This is a genomic window from Cellulomonas sp. Marseille-Q8402 (genome assembly GCF_965119525.1).
In genome coordinates, this window is record NZ_CBCPLX010000001.1 from 94,081 (window position 1) to 113,425 (window position 19,345).

General features: G+C 75.2%; 18 protein-coding genes and 5 pseudogenes. 13 read left to right on the forward strand and 10 right to left on the reverse strand.

Annotated features, from left to right (window positions below; all coding sequences use genetic code 11):
• The first annotated feature begins 38 nt into the window (after nucleotides 1-38).
• From ACWPWW_RS00430 to ACWPWW_RS00445, 4 genes and pseudogenes are all read left to right on the forward strand, one after another.
• Nucleotides 39-767 carry a trimeric intracellular cation channel family protein gene (locus tag ACWPWW_RS00430; RefSeq protein WP_454048385.1) on the forward strand — a complete coding sequence of 243 codons (729 nt, stop codon included), beginning with the start codon at nucleotides 39-41 and terminating at the stop codon, nucleotides 765-767.
• A gap of 189 nt (nucleotides 768-956) precedes the next feature.
• Nucleotides 957-1,385: an inositol monophosphatase family protein gene (locus tag ACWPWW_RS00435; RefSeq protein ID WP_454048386.1), complete on the forward strand. Its 429-nt coding sequence runs from the start codon at nucleotides 957-959 to the stop codon at nucleotides 1,383-1,385.
• A pseudogene (locus ACWPWW_RS00440) lies at nucleotides 1,304-1,597 on the forward strand (inositol monophosphatase family protein); the annotation flags it as partial. The gene ACWPWW_RS00435 and the pseudogene ACWPWW_RS00440, both read left to right, overlap by 82 nt.
• A 278-nt stretch (nucleotides 1,598-1,875) precedes the next feature.
• Nucleotides 1,876-2,082 (forward strand): annotated as a pseudogene (locus ACWPWW_RS00445) (DUF4193 family protein); the annotation flags it as partial.
• A 4-nt stretch (nucleotides 2,083-2,086) separates the two neighbouring features.
• Here ACWPWW_RS00445 and ACWPWW_RS00450 read toward each other — a convergent pair.
• Nucleotides 2,087-2,556 (reverse strand): annotated as a pseudogene (locus tag ACWPWW_RS00450) (DUF3093 family protein).
• A pseudogene (locus ACWPWW_RS00455) lies at nucleotides 2,513-2,800 on the reverse strand (hypothetical protein); the annotation flags it as partial. The pseudogenes ACWPWW_RS00455 and ACWPWW_RS00450, both read right to left, overlap by 44 nt.
• Between ACWPWW_RS00455 and dut the strand changes: the two are divergent.
• The 4 genes and pseudogenes from dut to ACWPWW_RS00475 all read left to right on the forward strand — a co-directional run bounded on the left by dut (nucleotide 2,756) and on the right by ACWPWW_RS00475 (nucleotide 5,257).
• Nucleotides 2,756-3,267, forward strand: a pseudogene (gene dut / locus ACWPWW_RS00460) (dUTP diphosphatase). The pseudogenes ACWPWW_RS00455 and dut sit on opposite strands and share 45 nt — an antisense overlap.
• A 76-nt stretch (nucleotides 3,268-3,343) precedes the next feature.
• Nucleotides 3,344-4,129, forward strand: a complete 786-nt coding sequence (locus tag ACWPWW_RS00465) for a DUF3710 domain-containing protein (RefSeq protein WP_454048387.1) — start codon at nucleotides 3,344-3,346, stop codon at nucleotides 4,127-4,129.
• Nucleotides 4,130-4,140: 11 nt separating this feature from the next.
• Nucleotides 4,141-4,509 (forward strand): OB-fold nucleic acid binding domain-containing protein, encoded by a 369-nt coding sequence (locus tag ACWPWW_RS00470; protein WP_454048388.1) that lies wholly within the window; start codon nucleotides 4,141-4,143, stop codon nucleotides 4,507-4,509.
• On the forward strand, nucleotides 4,502-5,257 hold the full coding sequence (locus ACWPWW_RS00475) for a DUF3159 domain-containing protein (protein ID WP_454048389.1): 756 nt from the start codon (nucleotides 4,502-4,504) through the stop codon (nucleotides 5,255-5,257). Before ACWPWW_RS00470 ends, ACWPWW_RS00475 begins: the two co-directional genes overlap by 8 nt.
• Here the strand turns inward: ACWPWW_RS00475 and ACWPWW_RS00480 are convergent.
• A complete protein-coding gene (locus ACWPWW_RS00480) occupies nucleotides 5,166-5,864 on the reverse strand; it encodes a potassium channel family protein (RefSeq protein ID WP_454048390.1) in 699 nt (232 codons plus the stop codon). The two genes, ACWPWW_RS00475 and ACWPWW_RS00480, sit on opposite strands and share 92 nt — an antisense overlap.
• Nucleotides 5,861-6,511 (reverse strand): potassium channel family protein, encoded by a 651-nt coding sequence (locus ACWPWW_RS00485; RefSeq protein ID WP_454050367.1) that lies wholly within the window; start codon nucleotides 6,509-6,511, stop codon nucleotides 5,861-5,863. Before ACWPWW_RS00485 ends, ACWPWW_RS00480 begins: the two co-directional genes overlap by 4 nt.
• A gap of 84 nt (nucleotides 6,512-6,595) precedes the next feature.
• On the opposite strand from ACWPWW_RS00485, the gene ACWPWW_RS00490 reads away from it, so the two are divergent.
• From ACWPWW_RS00490 to ACWPWW_RS00510, 5 genes are all read left to right on the forward strand, one after another.
• Nucleotides 6,596-8,599, forward strand: a complete 2,004-nt coding sequence (locus ACWPWW_RS00490; RefSeq protein WP_454048391.1) for an APC family permease — start codon at nucleotides 6,596-6,598, stop codon at nucleotides 8,597-8,599.
• Complete coding sequence (locus ACWPWW_RS00495; protein WP_454048392.1) at nucleotides 8,589-9,872, forward strand: class I SAM-dependent RNA methyltransferase; 1,284 nt, start codon at nucleotides 8,589-8,591, stop codon at nucleotides 9,870-9,872. Before ACWPWW_RS00490 ends, ACWPWW_RS00495 begins: the two co-directional genes overlap by 11 nt.
• A 272-nt stretch (nucleotides 9,873-10,144) precedes the next feature.
• Nucleotides 10,145-10,336, forward strand: a complete 192-nt coding sequence (locus ACWPWW_RS00500; RefSeq protein ID WP_454048393.1) for a translation initiation factor 2 — start codon at nucleotides 10,145-10,147, stop codon at nucleotides 10,334-10,336.
• A 151-nt stretch (nucleotides 10,337-10,487) separates the two neighbouring features.
• Entirely contained in the window at nucleotides 10,488-13,328 is a 2,841-nt protein-coding gene (locus ACWPWW_RS00505; RefSeq protein ID WP_454048394.1) for an aconitate hydratase, read from the forward strand.
• 112 nt (nucleotides 13,329-13,440) lie between these two features.
• Entirely contained in the window at nucleotides 13,441-14,007 is a 567-nt protein-coding gene (locus ACWPWW_RS00510) for a GNAT family N-acetyltransferase (protein ID WP_454048395.1), read from the forward strand.
• Nucleotides 14,008-14,011: 4 nt separating this feature from the next.
• On the opposite strand, the gene ACWPWW_RS00515 is transcribed toward ACWPWW_RS00510, so the two are convergent.
• The 6 genes from ACWPWW_RS00515 to ACWPWW_RS00540 form a co-directional block, all read right to left on the reverse strand.
• Nucleotides 14,012-14,434, reverse strand: coding sequence for a DUF1801 domain-containing protein (locus tag ACWPWW_RS00515; RefSeq protein ID WP_454048396.1), 423 nt, complete (start codon nucleotides 14,432-14,434; stop codon nucleotides 14,012-14,014).
• A 35-nt stretch (nucleotides 14,435-14,469) separates the two neighbouring features.
• Nucleotides 14,470-15,390 (reverse strand): phosphotransferase, encoded by a 921-nt coding sequence (locus tag ACWPWW_RS00520; RefSeq protein ID WP_454048397.1) that lies wholly within the window; start codon nucleotides 15,388-15,390, stop codon nucleotides 14,470-14,472.
• A gap of 83 nt (nucleotides 15,391-15,473) precedes the next feature.
• Nucleotides 15,474-16,250: an EI24 domain-containing protein gene (locus ACWPWW_RS00525; RefSeq protein WP_454048398.1), complete on the reverse strand. Its 777-nt coding sequence runs from the start codon at nucleotides 16,248-16,250 to the stop codon at nucleotides 15,474-15,476.
• 11 nt (nucleotides 16,251-16,261) lie between these two features.
• The gene (locus ACWPWW_RS00530; protein WP_454048399.1) at nucleotides 16,262-17,803 is read right to left on the reverse strand and encodes an MATE family efflux transporter; all 1,542 of its coding nucleotides are present in this window, start codon (nucleotides 17,801-17,803) and stop codon (nucleotides 16,262-16,264) included.
• A gap of 128 nt (nucleotides 17,804-17,931) precedes the next feature.
• Nucleotides 17,932-18,627 (reverse strand): NUDIX hydrolase, encoded by a 696-nt coding sequence (locus ACWPWW_RS00535; protein WP_454048400.1) that lies wholly within the window; start codon nucleotides 18,625-18,627, stop codon nucleotides 17,932-17,934.
• Nucleotides 18,624-19,328 (reverse strand): type 1 glutamine amidotransferase, encoded by a 705-nt coding sequence (locus tag ACWPWW_RS00540; protein ID WP_454048401.1) that lies wholly within the window; start codon nucleotides 19,326-19,328, stop codon nucleotides 18,624-18,626. The genes ACWPWW_RS00535 and ACWPWW_RS00540 overlap by 4 nt, the downstream gene beginning before the upstream one ends.
• Between the last annotated feature and the right edge of the window lie 17 nt (nucleotides 19,329-19,345).

Genomic DNA, 19,345 nt, shown 5'->3' on the forward strand with positions numbered 1-19,345 from the left:
CACCCGGTCCACCCGGCCCTGCTGCCATGATCACCCCTGTGCCTCCCGACCTCCCGCTGCAACCGGTGCTCGAGCTGCTGGGGGTGTTCGTGGGTGCCCTGTCGGGCGGCCTGGCCGCGGTCCGCAAGCGGTTCGACATCTTCGGCATCGTGGTGCTGGCGTGGGCCGCGGGCCTCGGCGGCGGCATCCTGCGCGACGTCCTGATCGGCGCCGTGCCGCCGGTCGGCATCGCGCAGTGGGAGTTCGTGGTGACGGCGTGCGCCGCGGGCCTGGTCACATGGGCTGCGCACCCGGGGCTCGGGCGGCTGCGTCGGTCGGTGCTGGTCCTCGACGCGGGCGCGCTCGCGCTCTTCACCGTGGTGGGCACCGTCAAGGCGCTCGAGTACGGCACCGGCGCGACGGCCGCGGTCTGCGCCGGCGTGATCACCGGCGTGGGCGGCGGCGTGCTGCGGGACCTGCTCACCGGCGAGGTGCCCGTGGTGCTGCACCAGCGCCAGCTGTACGCCATCCCCTCCATGCTCGGCGCGGTCCTCGTGGCGGTGCTGTGGCACGAGGACGCGCTGACCGTGCCGACCGAGATCCTCGCGGTCGTCGTCGTCCTCGGCACCCGGCTGCTGGCGCTGCGGTTCCGCCTGCAGGCCCCGGGGCCCTGGGAGCCGCCGGCGGCCCGGGTCGGGCGGGTGCGCGGGTTCCGCCGGCGCCCCGCCGACGAGCCCGCGCCGCTCCTGCGCTGGTTCGCGCGGCTGCGGCGCTCGCGCCGGCCGTGACGGCGGCCCCGGCACCCGCGCCGGCCCCGGACCGGGCGCAGGCCGGCGCCGGGCGACCGTGCGGGCCGGCAGGCCGGCGGTCCGGCAGGATGGCCCCGTGACGAGCGAGCAGCAGCCCCCACCACCGTCCCGACGCCCCCCGCGCACGAGCAGCCGCACCCCACCGACCCCGCCGAGGTCCGGGCCCTGATGGACCTCGCCGAGCGCCTCGCGCGATCGGCGGGCGACCTGATCCGCGCCGGGCGACCCGCCCACGTCGAGGTCGCGGCGACCAAGTCCAGCGAGGTCGACCCGGTCACCGCGATGGACCTGGCCTCGGAGACCCACCTGCGTGCGCTGATCGCGCAGCACCGGCCGCACGACGGCGTGCTCGGGGAGGAGCACGGCTGGGAGCCCGGCACCTCGGGCCTGACCTGGGTGCTGGACCCGATCGACGGCACCGTGAACTACCTCTACGGCGTCCCGGCGTACGCGGTGTCGGTCGGGGTCGTGGCGGGGAGCCCGACCCCGGGCGGTGGACGCCGGTCGCGGGCTGCGTGCACGCGGTCGTCGACGGCCGGACGTACACCGGCGGTCGCGGGCAGGGCGCCTTCCGCGACGGGCAGCGGCTGTCGGTGAACCCGGCTCGGCCGCTCGCGACGTCGCTGATCGGCACCGGCTTCGGGTACCGCGCGGACCGGCGCCGGGTGCAGGGCCGGGTGCTGGCCGCGCTGCTGCCGCAGGTGCGGGACATCCGGCGCATCGGGTCGGCGGCGCTGGACCTGTGCCGGGTGGCGGAGGGCACGCTCGACGCGCACTACGAGCGCGGGCTCAACCCGTGGGACCTGGCGGCGGGTCAGGTGATCGCGATCGAGGCAGGCGCGCAGGTCAGCGGGCTGCGGGGCCGTCCGGCGGGCGTCGAGATGTCGGTCGTCGGGCCGCCCGCGACCGTCGTCGAGCCTGGCCGAGAAGCTCGCAGCGCTGGGTGCCGACGCGGACGACTGAGCCGGGCGTGCGCCGCACGGCGAAATAAGGCACAATCCGCAGCGCCTGACGGGAACAAACGCCGCCTCGGACGACTTGATCCCGCGTACCACATCACCGACCACACGGAGCGTGACCCCACCTCATGGCAACCGACTACGACGCCCCGCGCAAGACCGAGGAGGACCTCAGCGAGGACTCGCTGCAGGAGCTCCAGGCCCGGCGCTCCGACAAGAACTCGGGCGTGGTGGACGAGGACGAGACCGAAGCCGCCGAAGGGTTCGAGCTCTCCCGGGCGCGGACCTGTCGGGCGAGGAGCCTCTCCGTCCGGGTGCTGCCGCGCCAGGCCGACGAGTTCACCTGCTCCAAGTGCTTCCTGGTCCATCACCGCAGCCAGGCTCGCCTACGAGAAGGACGGCATGCCCGTCTGCTCGGAGTGCGCGGCCTGAGGCTGCACCGGGTGCGCGCCCGTCGCGCGCCCGCCCCGCACCGTCACGACGCCGGCCGGACCCCCGTGGTCCGGCCGCGTCGTCGTGCGCGGCGAGCGCCGCGACCAGCGCGTCGGGCCGCCGGGTCGAGACGATCCAGTAGGGCGTCGGGTCGGCGGGGTCGTCGGCTCGACCCGGACCGCGGTGCGCACCCAGCCGCGCTGGGCGAGGTGCGCGCGGGCGTCCAGGCCGGGGCCGAGCTCGTGGCGGGTTGCGTCGGCGTCGAGCGCCCGCGGAGCGCGCAGCAGCCCGAGCGGCACGTGCGCCGCGCCGGCCCGCAGGCTCGCCGTCCGCGACGCGGACCCGGGTCGACAGCAGCACGGCCACCACGGCGGCACCCACCAGGCCGACCACCGCGCCGGCGACCCCCGCGGGCACGGCGACCGGCCACAGGGCGATGCCGAGCATCGCGGCGAAGGCGGGCACGGCGATCCAGCCGGACGCGGAGGGCCAGAGGCGCTCGTCGAACGCGGGCGGCGCCGAGGGGACGGAGGGCGCGGGGGCGGGGGTCTGCACGCCCCCAGCATCCCATCCGTGCTGTGTAGGGTCGGGGCCCGTGACTTCCGCCGAGACGATGACCATCCAGGCCTGCGCCGCCTCGACGAGGGCGTGCCGGTGCCGCACTACGCGCACCCGGGCGACGCGGGCGCCGACCTGGTGACCCGGGTCGACGCGACGATCGCGCCGGGGGAGCGGACGACCGTCCCGACCGGCATCGCGATCGCGCTGCCCGAGGGCTACGCCGCGTTCGTGCACCCGCGGTCCGGCCTGGCCGCGAAGCACGGGCTGACGATCGTCAACGCGCCGGGCACCGTGGACGCCGGCTACCGCGGCGAGATCGCCGTCACCCTGCTCAACACCGACGCGCGGGAGCCGGTGGTGCTGCGCCGCGGCGACCGCGTCGCCCAGGCTCGTGATCCAGCGGGTCGAGCGGGCGCGGTTCGTCGAGACCGACGAGCCTGCCGGACTCCGTGCGGGGCGCGGGCGGCTTCGGGTCGAGCGGCGGGTGGGGCGCCACGCCCGCAGCGGACACGGAGACCGCCCGCTAGGTGCTCCGCAGGGAGCGGGACTACTGTGAAGACGTCGTCGCCCGCGCTGCGGGCGACCCGGGGAAAGGGACTGAGGGTGGCGCTATTCCGGCGTGGTGCGAAGGACAGCACCGCCCAGGACGAGACCGCTGGCGGCGTCGACGCTCCGGAGGTGGCCGCCGACCCGGCGATCCCCGCGGACGGCACGCCCGCCCCCGACGGCGTGGCGGCACCCGCCCCCGCCGACCGGGCGAACGGACCCTGGGACTCCACCGAGCAGGTCCCGCCGGGCCCGCGCGTCGACCTCGGCGCCCTGCGGCTGCCCGGCGTGCACGGCATGGAGCTGCGGATGGAGATCGACAAGAAGTCGGGCACCGTCACCGCGGTGGGCGTCACGATCGACGGCTCGACCCTGCAGATGCAGGCGTTCGCCGCGCCGCGCACCGACGGCATCTGGGACGAGATCCGCGAGGAGATCGGCGAGTCCGTGCGCAAGCAGGGCGGCGCCGTCGACGACGTGCCCGGCCCGTTCGGCCGCGAGCTGCTCGCCCGGCTCCCCGTGCGCACCCCGGAGGGCCGCACCGGGCACCGCCCGGCGAGGTTCGTCGGCGTCGACGGCCCCCGCTGGTTCCTGCGGGGCGTCATCACGGGCCGCGCCGCGGTCGACGAGGAGGCCGGCACGAAGCTGGAGGACCTGTTCCGCCGCACCGTCGTGGTGCGCGGCACGGAGGCCCGCGCCCCGCGCGACCTGCTCGCCCTCACGCTCCCGAACCAGGGCGACGGCGTGTCCGCCGGCCCGGCCCCCACGACGGCACCGGCCACCCCGGCCGTGCCCGGCTTCGACCCGCTCAAGCGCGGGCCCGAGATCACGGAGATCCGCTGACCATGTCCCCGGTGTCGCTGCGCGAGAGCCTGCGCAAGGCCGTCGCCTCCCAGGAGGAGATCGAGGCCGACGAGGAGCGCGAGGACGCGGTCCGCGCGACCGGCTGCACGGCCGTCGCCCAGACCTCGGACCGCCACCGCGTCAAGGTGTCCGGCGTCATCCGCTCCGTCGTGCTGCGGCCGCGGCAGGGCGTGCCCGCCCTCGAGGCCGAGCTGTACGACGGCAGCGGCAACCTGGTGCTCGTCTGGCTGGGCCGGCGGGAGATCGCCGGCATCGAGCCGGGGCGCCGCCTCAAGGTCGAGGGCCTGGTCTGCACCCGCGAGGGCCGGCGCTCGATGTTCAACCCCCGCTACGAGCTGCGGCCGCGACCCGGTGAGTGACCGGACGCCGGCCGGCGCCGAGGACCCCGCGGCCCCGGTGACGCCGGAGGACCCCGCAGCGCCCGCGCGCGGGATGCGCGCCATCGAGGCGGACAGCTTCTCGATCGCCGACTCGGTCGGCGGCGTGCGCGGCGCGGTGGAGTCCGTGCTGCCCGGCCTGGTGTTCGTCGTGGTCTACGTCGCCGGGGGCCAGGAGCTGCGCCCCGCGCTGATCGCGTCCGTCGCCGCCGCGCTGCTGGCCGTCGTCGCGCGGCTGGTGCAGCGCAGCCCGCTCACCCAGGCGCTGTCCGGCGTCCTCGGCGTGGGCATCGGCGTGGTCTGGGCGTGGCGCACCGGGGACGCGAGCGACTACTTCGCGTGGGGGCTGCTCACCAACGTCGCCTACCTGCTGGCGTTCGCCGTGTCCGTGCTGGTGCGCTGGCCGCTGGTCGGTCTCGTGCTCGGGCTGTTCCGCGGCGACGGCCCGATGTCGGAGTCGGGCTCCTGGGCCGGCGCGGTCGCGTGGCGCCAGGACCCCGCCCTGCTCCGTCGGTACGCGCTGGTCACCTGGCTGTGGGCCGGCATGTTCGCGCTGCGCCTGGTCGTGCAGGTGCCGCTGTACTACGCCGACGAGGTCGCGTGGCTCGGCACCGCGAAGCTGGTCATGGGCGTCCCGCTCACCGCGCTGGTGCTGTGGGCGAGCTGGATCCTGGTACGCGGCTCGACAGCAGCGCGGCCAGCTCGGACTCCGACGCCTCCCGCCCCGTGACGAACAGCAGCTCGTCGCGGCCCTCGAGGGTGTCGTCCGCGGAGGGCTGGAACGGGCGGTCGTCCCGCACGATCGCGGCGAGCACGGTGTCGGCCGGCCACGCGATCTGACCCACCAGCGACCCGGCCAGCGGCGAGTCCTCCGGCAGCGTGAGCTCGAGGATGTCCGCCCCGGACTGGTGGAACGTGAAGATCCGCACCAGGTCGCCGACGGACACGGCCTCCTCGATCATCGCCGTCATGATCCGCGGCGTGGACACGGCGACGTCGACGCCCCACGCCTCGTCGAACATCCACTCGTTCTTCGGGTTGTTGACCCGGGCCACCGTGCGGGGCACGCCGTACTCGGTCTTCGCGAGCAGCGAGATGACCAGGTTGGCCTTGTCGTCGCCGGTCGCGGCCACGACCACGTCGCACTCGTCGGTGCGTGCCTGGGTCAGCGTCGGCAGCTCGCAGGCGTCGGCCAGCAACCAGTCGGCGTCGGCGACCTGGGCCACGCGCATGGCGGACGGCTGGCGGTCGATGATGGTGATCTCGTGGCCGTTGGCCAGCAGCTCGCGCGCGATGGACCGGCCGACGGACCCGGCACCGGCGATGACGACCCTCATGCCTGCACCTCCGGCGCCGCGGTGACGATGCGCTCGACGGTGGCCGACTCCTCGGCCCGCAGCAGCAGGTGCACGATGTCGTTCTCCTGCAGGACGGTCTGGGCGTCGGGCAGCAGCCCGTCGCCGTAGCGGGTGAGGTAGGCGACGCGGGCCCCGGTGGCGTCCTCCAGCAGCCGCAGCGGCTTGCCGACCCAGCCGTCGTGCACGTCGACCTCCGACAGGCTGATCTTGCCCGAGGCGTCGGTGAACTGGCTGGTGGCGCCCATGGGCAGCAGCCGGCGCAGCACCTGGTCGGCCGTCCACCGCACGGTGGCGACCGTCGGGATGCCGAGACGCTGGTAGATCTCGGCGCGGTGCGGGTCGTAGATGCGGGCGACGACGTTCTCGATCCCGAACGTCTCGCGCACCACGCGCGCGGCGAGGATGTTGGAGTTGTCGCCGTCCGACACGGCCGCGAACCCGAAGGCGTCGTCGATGCCCGCCTGGCGCAGGGTGTCGCGGTCGAAGCCGAGGCCCGTCACCTTGCTGCCCTGGTACTCGGGGTCGAGCCGGCGGAAGGAGTCCGGGTTCTGGTCGATCACCGCGACGGAGTGGCCGTGGCCCTCCAGCGACTGCGCGAGCGTGGCTCCGGCGCGGCCGCAACCCATGATGACGAAGTGCACAACGCGGAACGCTATACCCGCCCGGCCGCGTTGCGCTGATCACCTGCCGTGCGCCTAGCATGGTCACTCGTGCCGGACCTCGCGGATGCCGCCAAACGCTTGCTGCTGGGCCGACCGGTCCGCAGCGAGAACCTGGGGCACACCCTCCTCCCCAAGCGCATCGCGCTCCCGATCTTCGCCTCCGACGCGCTGTCGTCGGTCGCCTACGCCCCCGACGAGGTGCTGCTGACCCTCGCGCTGGCGGGCGTCGGCGCGACGATGATCTCCCCATGGGTCGGCCTCGCCGTCGTCGTCGTGATGGCGACGGTGATCGCGTCCTACCGGCAGAACGTCCACGCGTACCCGTCGGGCGGCGGCGACTACGAGGTCGCGACCGTCAACCTCGGCCCGCGGGCCGGCGTGACCGTGGCCAGCGCGCTGCTGGTCGACTACGTCCTGACGGTCGCGGTGTCGGCGTCCTCGGGCGCCCAGTACGCGGCGTCGGTGCTGCCCGCGCTCCGGGGCCACGAGGCGACCTTCGCCGTCGCCGTGGTCGTGCTGCTCGCGCTGGCCAACCTGCGCGGCGTCAAGGAGTCCGGGCGGGCGTTCGCCGTGCCGGTGTACCTGTTCATGATCGCCGTCGGCACGGTGGCCGTCGTGGGGTTCGTGCAGTACCTCACGGGCGACCTGCAGCAGGCCGCGACGCACGACCTGACGATCGTCCCGGTGGAGGGCTTCGACCAGGGGCTGTCCGGGGCGGCCGGGGCCTTCCTGATCCTGCGCGCGTTCGCCTCCGGCTCCGCGGCGCTCACCGGCGTCGAGGCGATCAGCAACGGCGTGCCGTCGTTCCGGAAGCCGAAGTCGCGCAACGCCGCGACGACGCTGCTGCTGCTCGGCTCGCTGTCGGTCTTCCTGATCATGTCGATCCTCACGCTCGCCCGGCTCACCGGCGTGCACTACGTGGAGGACCCCGCGACCCAGCTGCTCCGCGACGGGGTGCCGGTCGGCGAGGACTACGTGCAGGACCCGGTGATCGGGCAGCTGGCGCAGACCGTGTTCCACTCGTTCCCGCCGGCGTTCTACGCGGTGGGGATCGTCACCGGGCTGATCCTGGTGCTCGCGGCGAACACGGCCTTCAACGGCTTCCCGGTGCTCGGGTCGATCCTCGCCAAGGACGGCTACCTCCCGCGCCAGCTGCACACGCGCGGCGACCGGCTGGCGTTCTCCAACGGCATCGTGGCGCTGGCCGCCGGCGCCATCGTCCTGATCCTCGCCTTCGACGCGCAGGTCACCCGGCTGATCCAGCTCTACATCGTCGGCGTCTTCGTGTCGTTCACGCTGTCCCAGCTCGGGATGATCCGGCACTGGACCCGGGAGCTGCGGACCCAGCCGGACCCGAGCCGCCGCGCCCAGATGCTCCGGTCGCGGGTGATCAACGCGGTCGGCTTCGGCATGACGGCCACGGTGCTGGTCATCGTCCTGATCACCAAGTTCATGCTGGGCGCCTGGATCGCGATCCTCGCGATGATCGTCGTGTTCATCGGGATGCAGGGCATCCGGAGGCACTACGACACGGTCGCGGCCGAGCTCGCGCTCGGGGACGACGTCACGTCCTCCCGCGCGCTGCCCAGCCGGGTGCACGCGATCGTGCTGGTCTCGCACCTGCACCGGCCGACCATGCGCGCCGTGGCCTACGCCCGGGCCTCGCGCCCGCAGGTGCTCGAGGCCGTGACGGTCGGCGTCGACCCCGAGGAGGCGCAGCTGCTCCGGGACCAGTGGGAGCAGCTGGACCTGCCGGTGCCGCTGCGGATCCTGGACTCGCCGTTCCGGGAGATCACCCGGCCGATCATCGCCTACGTCCGCTCGATCCGGCGGGAGAGCCCGCGGGACCTGGTGGTCGTGTACATCCCCGAGTACGTGGTCGGGCACTGGTGGGAGCAGCTGCTCCACAACCAGAGCGCGCTGCGGCTCAAGGGCCGGCTGCTGTTCACCCCCGGCGTCGTCGTGGCGTCGGTCCCGTGGCAGCTGGCCTCGACGGAAGGACAGACCGGAATGGAAGACCACGTGCGCAGGACGACCTCTCGTGGGCTCTGAGGCGGTGGGGGCCCGGCCGTCGCCCGGCGACGTCGTGGAGCTCGAGATCGGCCCGGTGGCCCACGGCGGCCACTGCGTCGCGCGGTATCGCGAGCCGGGCGCCGACGGTCCCGGCCGTGTGGTGTTCGTGCGGCACGCCCTGCCCGGGGAGCGGGTCCGCGCCCGGTTCACCGACGCCGGGTCGAAGGCGACGTACTGGCGGGCCGACGCGGTCGAGGTCCTCGAGGCCTCGCCGGACCGCGTCGAGTCGGCGTGGCCCGAGGCCGGCCCGGGCGGGGTCGGCGGCGGCGAGCTCGCGCACGTGCGCCTGGACGCGCAGCGGGCCTGGAAGTCCGCGGTGCTCGCCGAGCAGCTGCAGCGGCTCGCGAAGGTCGAGCGCGACGTGCCGGTGCGGGCGCTGCCCGGCGACGACGAGCGCGGTGGCCTGGGCTGGCGCACCCGCGTCGGCTTCCTCGCCGACCGCGAGGGCCGTGCCGGCATGCGCCGGTTCCGGTCGCACGACGTGGTCTCCGTGGAGCGGATGCCGCTGATGAGCGAGGGGCTGGCGGAGCTGGACCTGCTCGGCCGCCGGTGGGACCGCGGCGTGCGGATCGAGGCCGTGGCGCCCGCCGACGGCGACGCGCCGCTCGTGCTCGTCGACGACCAGCCGTTCGACCTGCGCCGCGGCCGGGTCGACCACCGGCCCAACGCCCGCAACGCCGTGCGCGAGCGGGTGCGGGCGGGCGAGCGGGAGTGGACCTACCGCGTGGCCGCCGCCGGGTTCTGGCAGGTGCACCGCGAGGCGCCCGCCGCGCTGACCGGGGCGGTGCTGGACGCGCTCGGGGACGTCGGCGGTGCGACCGTCGTCGACCTGTACTCCGGCGCGGGGCTGTTCACGCTGCCGCTGGCGGACGCGGTGGGGGAGCAGGGCTCCGTCGTCGCCGTCGAGGGCGACGCGCGCGCCGTCAAGGACGCGCGGCGCAACCTGCACGACCGGCCGCAGGTCGCCCTGCACGCGGGGGACGTCGCGGGCGTGCTCGCGTCCGGCGTCGCCGGCGGGGGAGCGGACGCCGTCGTGCTCGACCCGCCGCGGGTCGGCGCCGGCCGGGACGTCGTGCGCGCGGTCGCCGGGCTCGCCCCGCAGCGGGTGGTCTACGTGGCGTGCGACCCGGCCGCGCTGGCGCGGGACGTGGCGTACCTGGCCGAGGAGGGCTACGCCCTGACCGCCGTCACCGGCTACGACCTGTTCCCGATGACGCACCACGTCGAGGCCGTCGCGGTCCTCGAGCGCTGAGGCGAGGCACCGCCGTGACGCCGGCAGCGACGCACGACGCCGACGCCGCCGCGGCGTGCCGCGCACGCGTCGCCCACCCTTTCTCTCCCCGCGAGCGCGTTTCGCGGGCGGCGACGCGCGAATCGGTGGGCGACGTGGCCTGACGTGGGCCCGACGTCGCGTGACGTGGTCGTGAGGTGGCGTGACGTCGCGCTCGCTTCCGCACCGCGCGGGTCCTAGCGTGGGAGCGGGCGCCGCGGGCCTGCGGCGTCCGGGACCGGAAGGAGTCGACGATGACGTCCACGCACGAGGGCGACGGCCGCGAGAGCGCCGCGGAGGCGACGCGCCGGGTGGCCGAGGCCAGCCGCCGCGCGTCCGCCGAGCTGCACAAGCAGGGCACCCCCGACTACGACCCGCGCCAGCACCAGAAGGCCGTCGAGCGCGAGCGGCGGGCTGCCGACGGCGCGTCGAGCGGCCAGCAGTAGCCCGTCCGCCCCGGTCCGCGGCCGGGCGGTGGCGCCGTGCGCGTCGCCGCCCGGGCCGCGTCGGGGTAGGATGTATCTTGACGTCAAGATACTTACCGTTCCGGTGGCCGACCCCCAGCCCGGCCGCACTCGCCAACGAAGGAGCCCACCTGTGAGCACCGTCGACAGCTTCGGGTCGAAGTCCCGGCTGCAGGTCGCCGACGAGACCTACGAGATCTTCCGGCTCGACGCCGTCCCCGGCACCGAGAAGCTGCCGTACAGCCTCAAGGTGCTCGCCGAGAACCTGCTGCGGACCGAGGACGGCGCCAACATCACGGCCGACCACGTCCGCGCGCTCGCCGAGTGGGACCCCGCCGCCGAGCCCGACACGGAGATCCAGTTCACGCCCGCCCGCGTGATCATGCAGGACTTCACCGGCGTGCCCTGCGTCGTCGACCTGGCCACCATGCGCGAGGCCGTGGCCGAGCTCGGCGGCGACCCCGCCCGGATCAACCCGCTGGCGCCGGCCGAGCTGGTCATCGACCACTCCGTGCAGATCGACGTGGCCGGCCGCCGTGACGCCTTCGAGCGGAACGTCGAGCTCGAGTACGAGCGGAACCACGAGCGCTACCAGTTCCTGCGCTGGGGCCAGACGGCGTTCGACGACTTCAAGGTCGTCCCGCCGGGCACCGGCATCGTGCACCAGGTCAACATCGAGTACCTCGCGCGCGGCGTCATGACCCGTGAGGTCGACGGCGTGCTCCGCGCCTACCCCGACACCTGCGTCGGCACCGACTCGCACACCACGATGGTCAACGGCCTGGGCGTGCTCGGCTGGGGCGTCGGCGGCATCGAGGCCGAGGCGGCCATGCTCGGCCAGCCCGTGTCGATGCTCATCCCGCGCGTCGTCGGCTTCAAGCTCACCGGGCAGATCCCGTCCGGCGTCACCGCCACCGACGTGGTCCTCACCATCACCGAGCAGCTGCGCGCGCACGGCGTCGTCGGCAAGTTCGTCGAGTTCTACGGCGACGGCGTGGCGGCGGTCCCGCTGGCCAACCGCGCGACCATCGGCAACATGAGCCCGGAGTTCGGCTCCACCTGCGCCATCTTCCCGATCGACCAGGTGACGATCGACTACCTGCGCCTGACCGGCCGCTCCGAGCAGCAGCTCGCCCTCGTCGAGGCGTACGCCAAGGAGCAGGGCATGTGGCTGGACCCGGCCGCGGGCGTCGCGGACGCGGTCTACTCCGAGTACCTCGAGCTGGACCTGTCCACCGTGGTGCCGTCCATCGCCGGCCCGAAGCGCCCGCAGGACCGCATCGAGCTGACGGCCGCCAAGGAGTCGTTCGCCACGTCGATCCTCGACTACGTCGACGCCGACGAGGCCGCGCCGTTCACGGGTGCCGCCCGCGAGTTCACCGGCCTGGACGAGTCGGTCGACGAGACGTTCCCGGCCTCCGACCCGATCGCCGCCGGCGAGCACACCGACAGCAGCGACGCCCCGGCGCACGTGGCCGGCGGGGACAGCGCGCGGCGCCCGCACAAGCGGGTCCCGGTCACGCTGGCCGACGGCACGCAGACCGAGCTCGACCACGGCGCCGTCGTGATCGCCTCGATCACCTCGTGCACCAACACCTCGAACCCGTCGGTGATGCTGGCCGCCGCGCTGCTGGCCCGCAAGGCCGTCGAGCGCGGGCTCTCCGCCAAGCCGTGGGTCAAGACGTCGATGGCGCCGGGCTCCCAGGTCGTCACGAACTACTACGAGAAGGCCGGGCTCTGGCCGTACCTGGAGAAGCTCGGCTTCCACCTGGTCGGCTACGGCTGCGCCACCTGCATCGGCAACTCGGGCCCGCTGCCCGAGGAGGTGTCGGCGGTCGTCAACGAGCACGACCTGTCGGTCGTCTCGGTGCTGTCCGGCAACCGGAACTTCGAGGGCCGGATCAACCCCGACGTGAAGATGAACTACCTGGCCTCGCCGCCGCTGGTCATCGCCTACGCGCTCGCCGGGACCATGGACTTCGACTTCGAGAACCAGCCCCTCGGGCAGGACGAGTCCGGCGCGGACGTGTTCCTCGCGGACATCTGGCCGGCGCCCGAGGAGGTCCAGGCGACGATCGACGCGTCGATCGACCGGCAGATGTTCGAGGCCGACTACGCCGACGTGTTCGCCGGCGACGACCGGTGGCGTGCGCTGCAGACGCCCGAGGGCGACACGTTCGCCTGGGACACCGGGTCGACGTACGTGCGCAAGCCCCCGTACTTCGAGGGCATGGGCGCCGAGCCGTCCCCGGTCGTCGACGTCACGGGCGCCCGCGTCCTCGCCAAGCTGGGCGACTCGGTGACCACCGACCACATCAGCCCGGCGGGGTCGATCAAGGCGGACAGCCCGGCCGGCCAGTACCTGGCCGAGCACGGCGTGGAGCGGCGCGACTTCAACTCCTACGGCTCGCGCCGCGGGAACCACGAGGTCATGATCCGCGGCACCTTCGCCAACATCCGCCTGCGGAACCAGCTGGTGCCGGGCGTCGAGGGCGGCTTCACCCGCAACCTCCTGACCGGCGAGCAGACGTCCATCTACGACGCCGCGCAGGCGTACGCGGAGGCCGGCCTGCCGCTCGTCATCCTGGGCGGCAAGGAGTACGGCTCCGGCTCGTCCCGCGACTGGGCGGCCAAGGGCACGGCGCTGCTCGGCGTCAAGGCCGTCATCACCGAGTCGTTCGAGCGGATCCACCGGTCGAACCTCATCGGCATGGGCGTGCTGCCGCTGCAGTTCCCGGCCGGCGAGTCGGCCGACTCCCTGGGGCTCGACGGCACGGAGACGTTCGACATCACCGGCGTCACCGCGCTCAACGAGGGCACGACGCCGCGCACCGTCCACGTCACCGCGACGAAGGGTGACGGCTCCGTCGTCGAGTTCGACGCGGTCGTGCGCATCGACACCCCCGGCGAGGCGGACTACTACCGCAACGGCGGCATCCTGCAGTACGTGCTCCGGTCGCTCGTCGCGGCCTGAGCCGCCGACGGCCCGCCGACGGCGCCCCCACCACCCGCGCGGTGGTGGGGGCGTCGTGCGTCCGGCGGAAATGCGGCTGCGCCCGGCAGCTCCGGCGGCTAGCGTCGCGGCCGTGATCCCCGCCGACGCCCTCGCCCCCGTGCCCACGCTCGTCACCCCGCGGCTCCGGCTCGTCCCGCTGGGGCCCGAGCACCTGGACGACACCTGGGCGGCGCTGCAGGAACCGGAGCACCTGCGGCTCACCGGTACCCGCGCGGCCTTCACCCGCGAGCAGGTGCTCGCCCACCTGGAGGGGGTGGGGACCGACGACGAGCGCGGTGACTGGGCGATCACCCGGGCCGACGACGGCCGCTACCTGGGGGAGGTCGTCCTCAACGACCTGGCGGCCGACGACCGGGCGATGAACGTCCGCATCGCGCTGGCCCCGGGCATGCCGGGGCAGGGGTACGGCACCGAGGCGATGACCGCCGTGCTCGACCACGCGTTCGACGCCGTCGGGCTGCACCGGGTGAGCCTGGACGTGTTCGCGTTCAACCCCCGGGCGCAGCGGTCCTACGAGAAGGCCGGGTTCGTGGTCGAGGGGCGGCAGCGGGACACGCTGCTGTGGGACGGGGAGTGGACGGACTCCGTGCTGATGGGCGTGCTCGCCACGGACCCGCGGCCGACGCTGCGCGCCTGACGGCTCAGTCCCGGGGGTTGCTGCCGCGGGCGGCCCAGGCGTCCCGCACCATGCGCTCCAGCACCGGGAGGTCCACCCGGTCGAGGTCCTTCAGGTAGAGGCAGCCCTGGCCGACGGTGTGCTCCCCGAGCTGCGCGAGGTCGTCGGCGTGCGCCGCGAGGCCGTCCATCAGGTACACGGTGAGCGCGGTCTTCCTCGGGGAGAACCCGACCGGCGGCCAGTCGCCGGACCGGCCGCTGGCGTAGGTGTAGCGCACCGAGCCGAACCCGACGATCGACGGTCCCCACATCACGGGCGGCTCGCCGGTCACCTCGGCCATCAGGTCGAGGACGCGCTCCGCGTCCCGCCGACGGCGCTCGGGCGTGGCGGCGGCGACGAAGGCGCGCGGGTCCGCGTCGGTCGGCAGGGTCTTCGGTGCGTCGGCCATGCGCGCCATGATGCCGTGCCCGGTCGCGGGCGCGCTCAGCCGAGGAGCAGCTCGCGGACCGCGTGCGCGCCGATGGCGCCGATCACCGGGTCGTCGTCGCCGTGCGTGACCATCGCCGAGGCCATGACCAGGGCCCACCCGGCGGCGCGCCGCCAGCGGCCGGGGTCGTCCTCGGCGACGTGCCCGCCCGCGTCCGCGAGCGCGTCGCTGCGCGTCCGGAACGCGGTGCGCCCGGTGGCGTCGAAGGTCAGCCAGGCGGTCGCCAGGTCGCACGCCGGGTCGCCCGCGGTGACGTCGCCGAAGTCCAGCAGCGCCGCCAGCGTCCCGTCGCGCGTCACCAGGTTGGCCGGGTGCGGGTCGCCGTGCGCCCAGACCGGCGGCCCGGGCCACGCCGGCGCGGCGAGTGCGTCGTGCCAGAGGGCCTCGGCGCGGGCCCGCGCGTCGGGCACCAGGTGGTCGAGGTGCCCGGCCGCGAGGCGCTCGCGCAGGGCGGCGCTCCGGCCGGCGAGCGCGCCGCCCCGCACGGGGTTCACCGGTGCCCCGGCGGGTGCCGGCACGTGCAGCGCGGCGAGCGCCTCCGCCAGCGCCCCGGCCCAGGGCGTCCGGGCCGCGACCGGCTCGTCGGCGGCGTGCCGGCCCGCGAACCACGGCACCACGCTCCACGCCCAGGGGTAGGTGGGCGCCGGCGCGCCGACCCGCACCGGGGCCGGCACCGGGACGGGGCAGAGCGCGGCGAGCAGGGGCAGCCACTGCTGCTCGTGCTCGACCAGCCGGGCCGCGGCGGCGCGACGGGGGAGCCGCACCGCGAGGTCGTCGCCCAGCCGGAACGTCGCGTTGTCCCAGCCGTGCGCGACCAGGCGCAGCGGCAGACCGGCGAGGTCCGGGTGCTGCGCCGCGAGCAGGCCGTGCACGAGGCCGGCGGTCAGGTCGACCTCGGCGGACGGCTTGGCGAGCACGGGGACGGACCTCCACGTCGGGGCGGGGCGGTGCGGGCGCTCGACGCTACACCCGGTGCCGCCCGGGTCCGCCGCCGCCGACGTCAGGCCGGGGCGTGCCCCGCGCGATCGGGTGCCGGCACCGCGCGCTGCCCCGGCGTCGCGAGCAGCGACTGCGCCAGCAGCGTCGACCCGGCCACCGCGGCCGGCATGGTGGCGACGGCGCCGCCCGGCACCAGGAAGCACAGCTGCGTCGCCACCCCGAACCCGAGCGCCCGCGCCCGGTGCGCGCGCAGCAGCGCGCTCCGCTCGCGCCGGTCGATCCCGCGGGCCACGAGCGCCCGGGACGACAGCTCGTGCGCCAGCACCCAGCCGGTGAGCAGGACGCCGACCACCCAGCCGAGCACCGTGCCCACCAGCGGCACCAGGCCGACCGCGCCCGCGACCGCCGCCGCGACCAGGCCGCGGGCGACGAGGGACACGCCGTCGACGGCCCCGCGCCAGAAGCCGGTCGACCCCTCCGGGACGGTGCCGGTGGACTCCTGCTCGACCGCGCGCCAGATGCGGTCGTAGAACGGCTCGCCGACCGTGAGCGTCAGCGCCGTGAAGGTGACGACGACGAGGACCACGGAGGCGACCAGCACGACCGCCTGCGCCGCGAACGACGCCGTGCGCTCCCAGAACGGCGTCCAGTCGTCGGCGAACGGGGTGAGCCAGTCGCCGATCGGACCCAGGTTGAGCACGAGCGTGCCGATCGCGATGACGACCAGCAGGCCCACGAGCGCGGCCGGGATCAGCCCCCGCGCCATCGTGGCCGGCCGGCGGCGCCACATGCCCCAGCCGTGGCCGAGCAGCCGCGCGCCGTCCAGGAACTCCCGCATGGGACGGCAGCCTAGGTGGCCGGGGTCGCCTCGCGCGCGTCGTCCACCCGGTCCGCCCGCGACTCCGCGGCGTCGGCGGGGGCCTCCGGCGCCACCGGCTCCACGGGCGCGAGCCGCGGCTGCGGCACGACCGCGTCCACGACCATCGAGCCGTCGTGCGGCCCCTCGACCGGGACCGGCTCGGGCGTCGCCTCGACCAGGGACAGCGGGGCGATGGGCAGGGTCGCGAGCTGCCGGTGCGCGCGCACGTACGCGGGCACCAGGAGGACGACCGCGCCGAGCCACGCGAGCGGGTTGCCCCAGACGACGCCGACGTAGCCGAACGCCGCGCCGAGCGCGATCGCCGCCCCCACGCGCATCACCAGCTCGACGACCCCGGTCAGGGTCGGGACGCCGGTGTGCCCGAGGCCCTGCAGGGCGCCGCGCAGCACGAACAGCACGCCGAGCGCCGTGTAGAGCGCCCCGTTGATGTGCAGGAACTGCGTCGCCAGCTCGACGACGGTGTCCGAGCTGGTGCCGTGGCCGACGAACAGCCGCACGAGGGCGCTGCCCGACACCACGACGACCGCGCCGACGGCCACGGACCCGGCGACGGCGAGCCAGGTCGCCTGGACGACGCCCTGCCGGATGCGGTCCGGCCGGCCGCCGCCGAGGTTCTGCGCGACGAACATCGACACGGCCAGTCCCAGGGACTGCAGCAGCGCGACCGCGAGGCCGTCGACGCGGGACGCCGTGGTGTAGGCCGCGACGGCGTCGGCGCCGAGCTCGTTGAGCCGCACCTGCACGGCGAGCGTGCCGATGGCGATGATCGACGCCTGGAAGCCCATCGGCAGCCCGAGACGCAGGTGCTCGGTCAGGTCCGCGCGGGAGACGCGCCAGTCGGCGCGGTGCACGTGCAGCACCGGGATGCGGCGGCGGACGTACTCCAGGCACAGCAGGACGGACAGCGCCTGCGACACCACCGTGGCCAGCGCCGCGCCGCCCACGCCGAGGCCCATGGGCCCCACCAGGACGACGACGAGCACGACGTTGAGCGCGCACGCGATCGTGAGGAACACCAGCGGCGTCCGGGAGTCGCCGATCGCCCGCACGATGGCGCCGAGGAAGTTGAAGAACATCACGGCGCTCGCGCCGAGGAAGCTGACCTGGGCGAACGTGGTCGCCTCGGCCATCAGCTCCTCCGGCGTGCGCAGCAGCTGCAGCATCGGGCCGGCGAGCAGCGGGGCGCCCGCGGTCAGCACCACGCTGAACGCGCCGGTCAGCACGGTCCCGGCGGCGACGGAGCGGCGGACGGCGGCGTGGTCCCGCGCGCCGTACGCCTGGGCGGTCGGGATCGCGAAGCCGGACGTCATGCCCCAGGCGAAGCCGAGCAGCAGGAACAGCAGGCTGCCCGTCGCGCCGACCGCAGCCAGGGCGTCCACGCCGAGGTGCCGCCCGACGACCACGGCGTCGGCGAAGTGGTAGAGTTGCTGGACGACGTTGCCCACGAGCAGGGGGACGGCGAACACGAGGATGACGCGCCAGGGACTGCCGGCGGTCAGGACCTTGGCCATGACGAAGATGCTCCGGGGCTGCAGGGGAGGGCGGGGCCGAGCGAGGGGGTGGAGGCTCCCCGATCGTATCGTTACGACCGCCCCTGAGCTGCAGGGTTTTCCCGGGTGATCCCGGCCACTCGCGCGGTTCAGACGGGCGCGGGCACCGTGCGCGCCTCGTCCCACGGCACCGCCCAGCCGAGCGCGTCCAGCAGCCGGTCGAGCACGTACGCCGTGAACCCCCACACCAGCACGCCGTCGGCGTCGAAGGCCGGCCCGCGGTACTCCCGCCCCGCGTGCGCCACGACCGCCGTCACGCGGTTCGCCGGGTCGACCAGGTCCGCGACCGGGACCCGGAACACGTCGACCGTCTCGGCGGGGTCGGCCGCCGCCACCGCCGAGGGCCGCTCCCACCACCCGAGCACCGGCGTGACCAGGTTGCGGCTCGCGGTGACCGGCAGCGGGGGCAGGGTCCCGAGCACCCGCACCCCGTCCGGGTCGAGCCCGGTCTCCTCCTGCGCCTCCCGCACGGCGGCCGCCTCGGGCCCGGCGTCCCCGGGGTCGATGCCGCCGCCGGGGAACGAGACCTGGCCGGGGTGGTGCCGGAGCGTGAGCGAGCGGCGCGTGAGCAGCACGTCGAGGTCCGCGGCGACGACCGGGTGGTCGGTGCGCGCCGCCGCGTGGTCCAGCACGCCGAACAGCACGAGCACCGCCGACTGCCGCACCGGCCGGTCGGCGGGGGCGAACGCGCGCGCCGGGTCCGGCGACCAGACCGGCCGCGCGTCGCACAGGGCCAGCAGGTCGGCCAGGGCCGCGCCGGTCCCGGGACCGGTCGTCCCGGTCACGCCCGCTCGCGCACCGACCGCGCGAACGCGGCCAGCCCCAGGTCGGCGCCCGGCCGGAGCGCGGCGAGGTGCTGCCGCGAGCCGAGCCGGATCGTGTCGACGTCCGCCTGCTCGAGGTCGGCCGTCATCCGGGGGGTGGCCAGCCACAGGTCGAGCACGCCGGCGTCGACCTCCAGGTGGAACTGCACGCCGACGGCGCTGCCCGCGCGGAACGCCTGCACCGGCGTGACGTCGGTCGACGCCAGCAGGGTCGCGCCCGCCGGCAGGTCGACGGCGTCGGAGTGCCAGTGCAGCACCGTCGGCCGCGGTCCCGCCCCGGCGAGCAGCGGGTCGTGGGCGACGACGTCGACCGGGGCGAACCCGATCTCCGTGCCGTGCCGCCGGTGCAGCGGCGCACCGAGGGCGAGCGCGAGCAGCTGCATCCCCAGGCAGACGCCGAGCGTCGGCACCCCCGCGTCGACCGCCTCGGCCAGCAGCCGGCGCTCGGCCGCGAGCCCGGGGTGCCCGGCGTCGTCGTCCGCGTCCTGCGGTCCGCCCATCACCACCAGCCCCGCGAGGTCCTGGACGGCCGGCAGCCGGGGGCTGGCGTCGTCCAGGACCGTGCGGGTCGTGATCGGCACCCCGTCCAGCGCGCGGGCGATCAGGCCCGGCCCCTCGTGCGCGACGTGCGTGAGGACGAGGACGGGGCGCGGCGAGGTCACGGGCCGACGATAGCCGC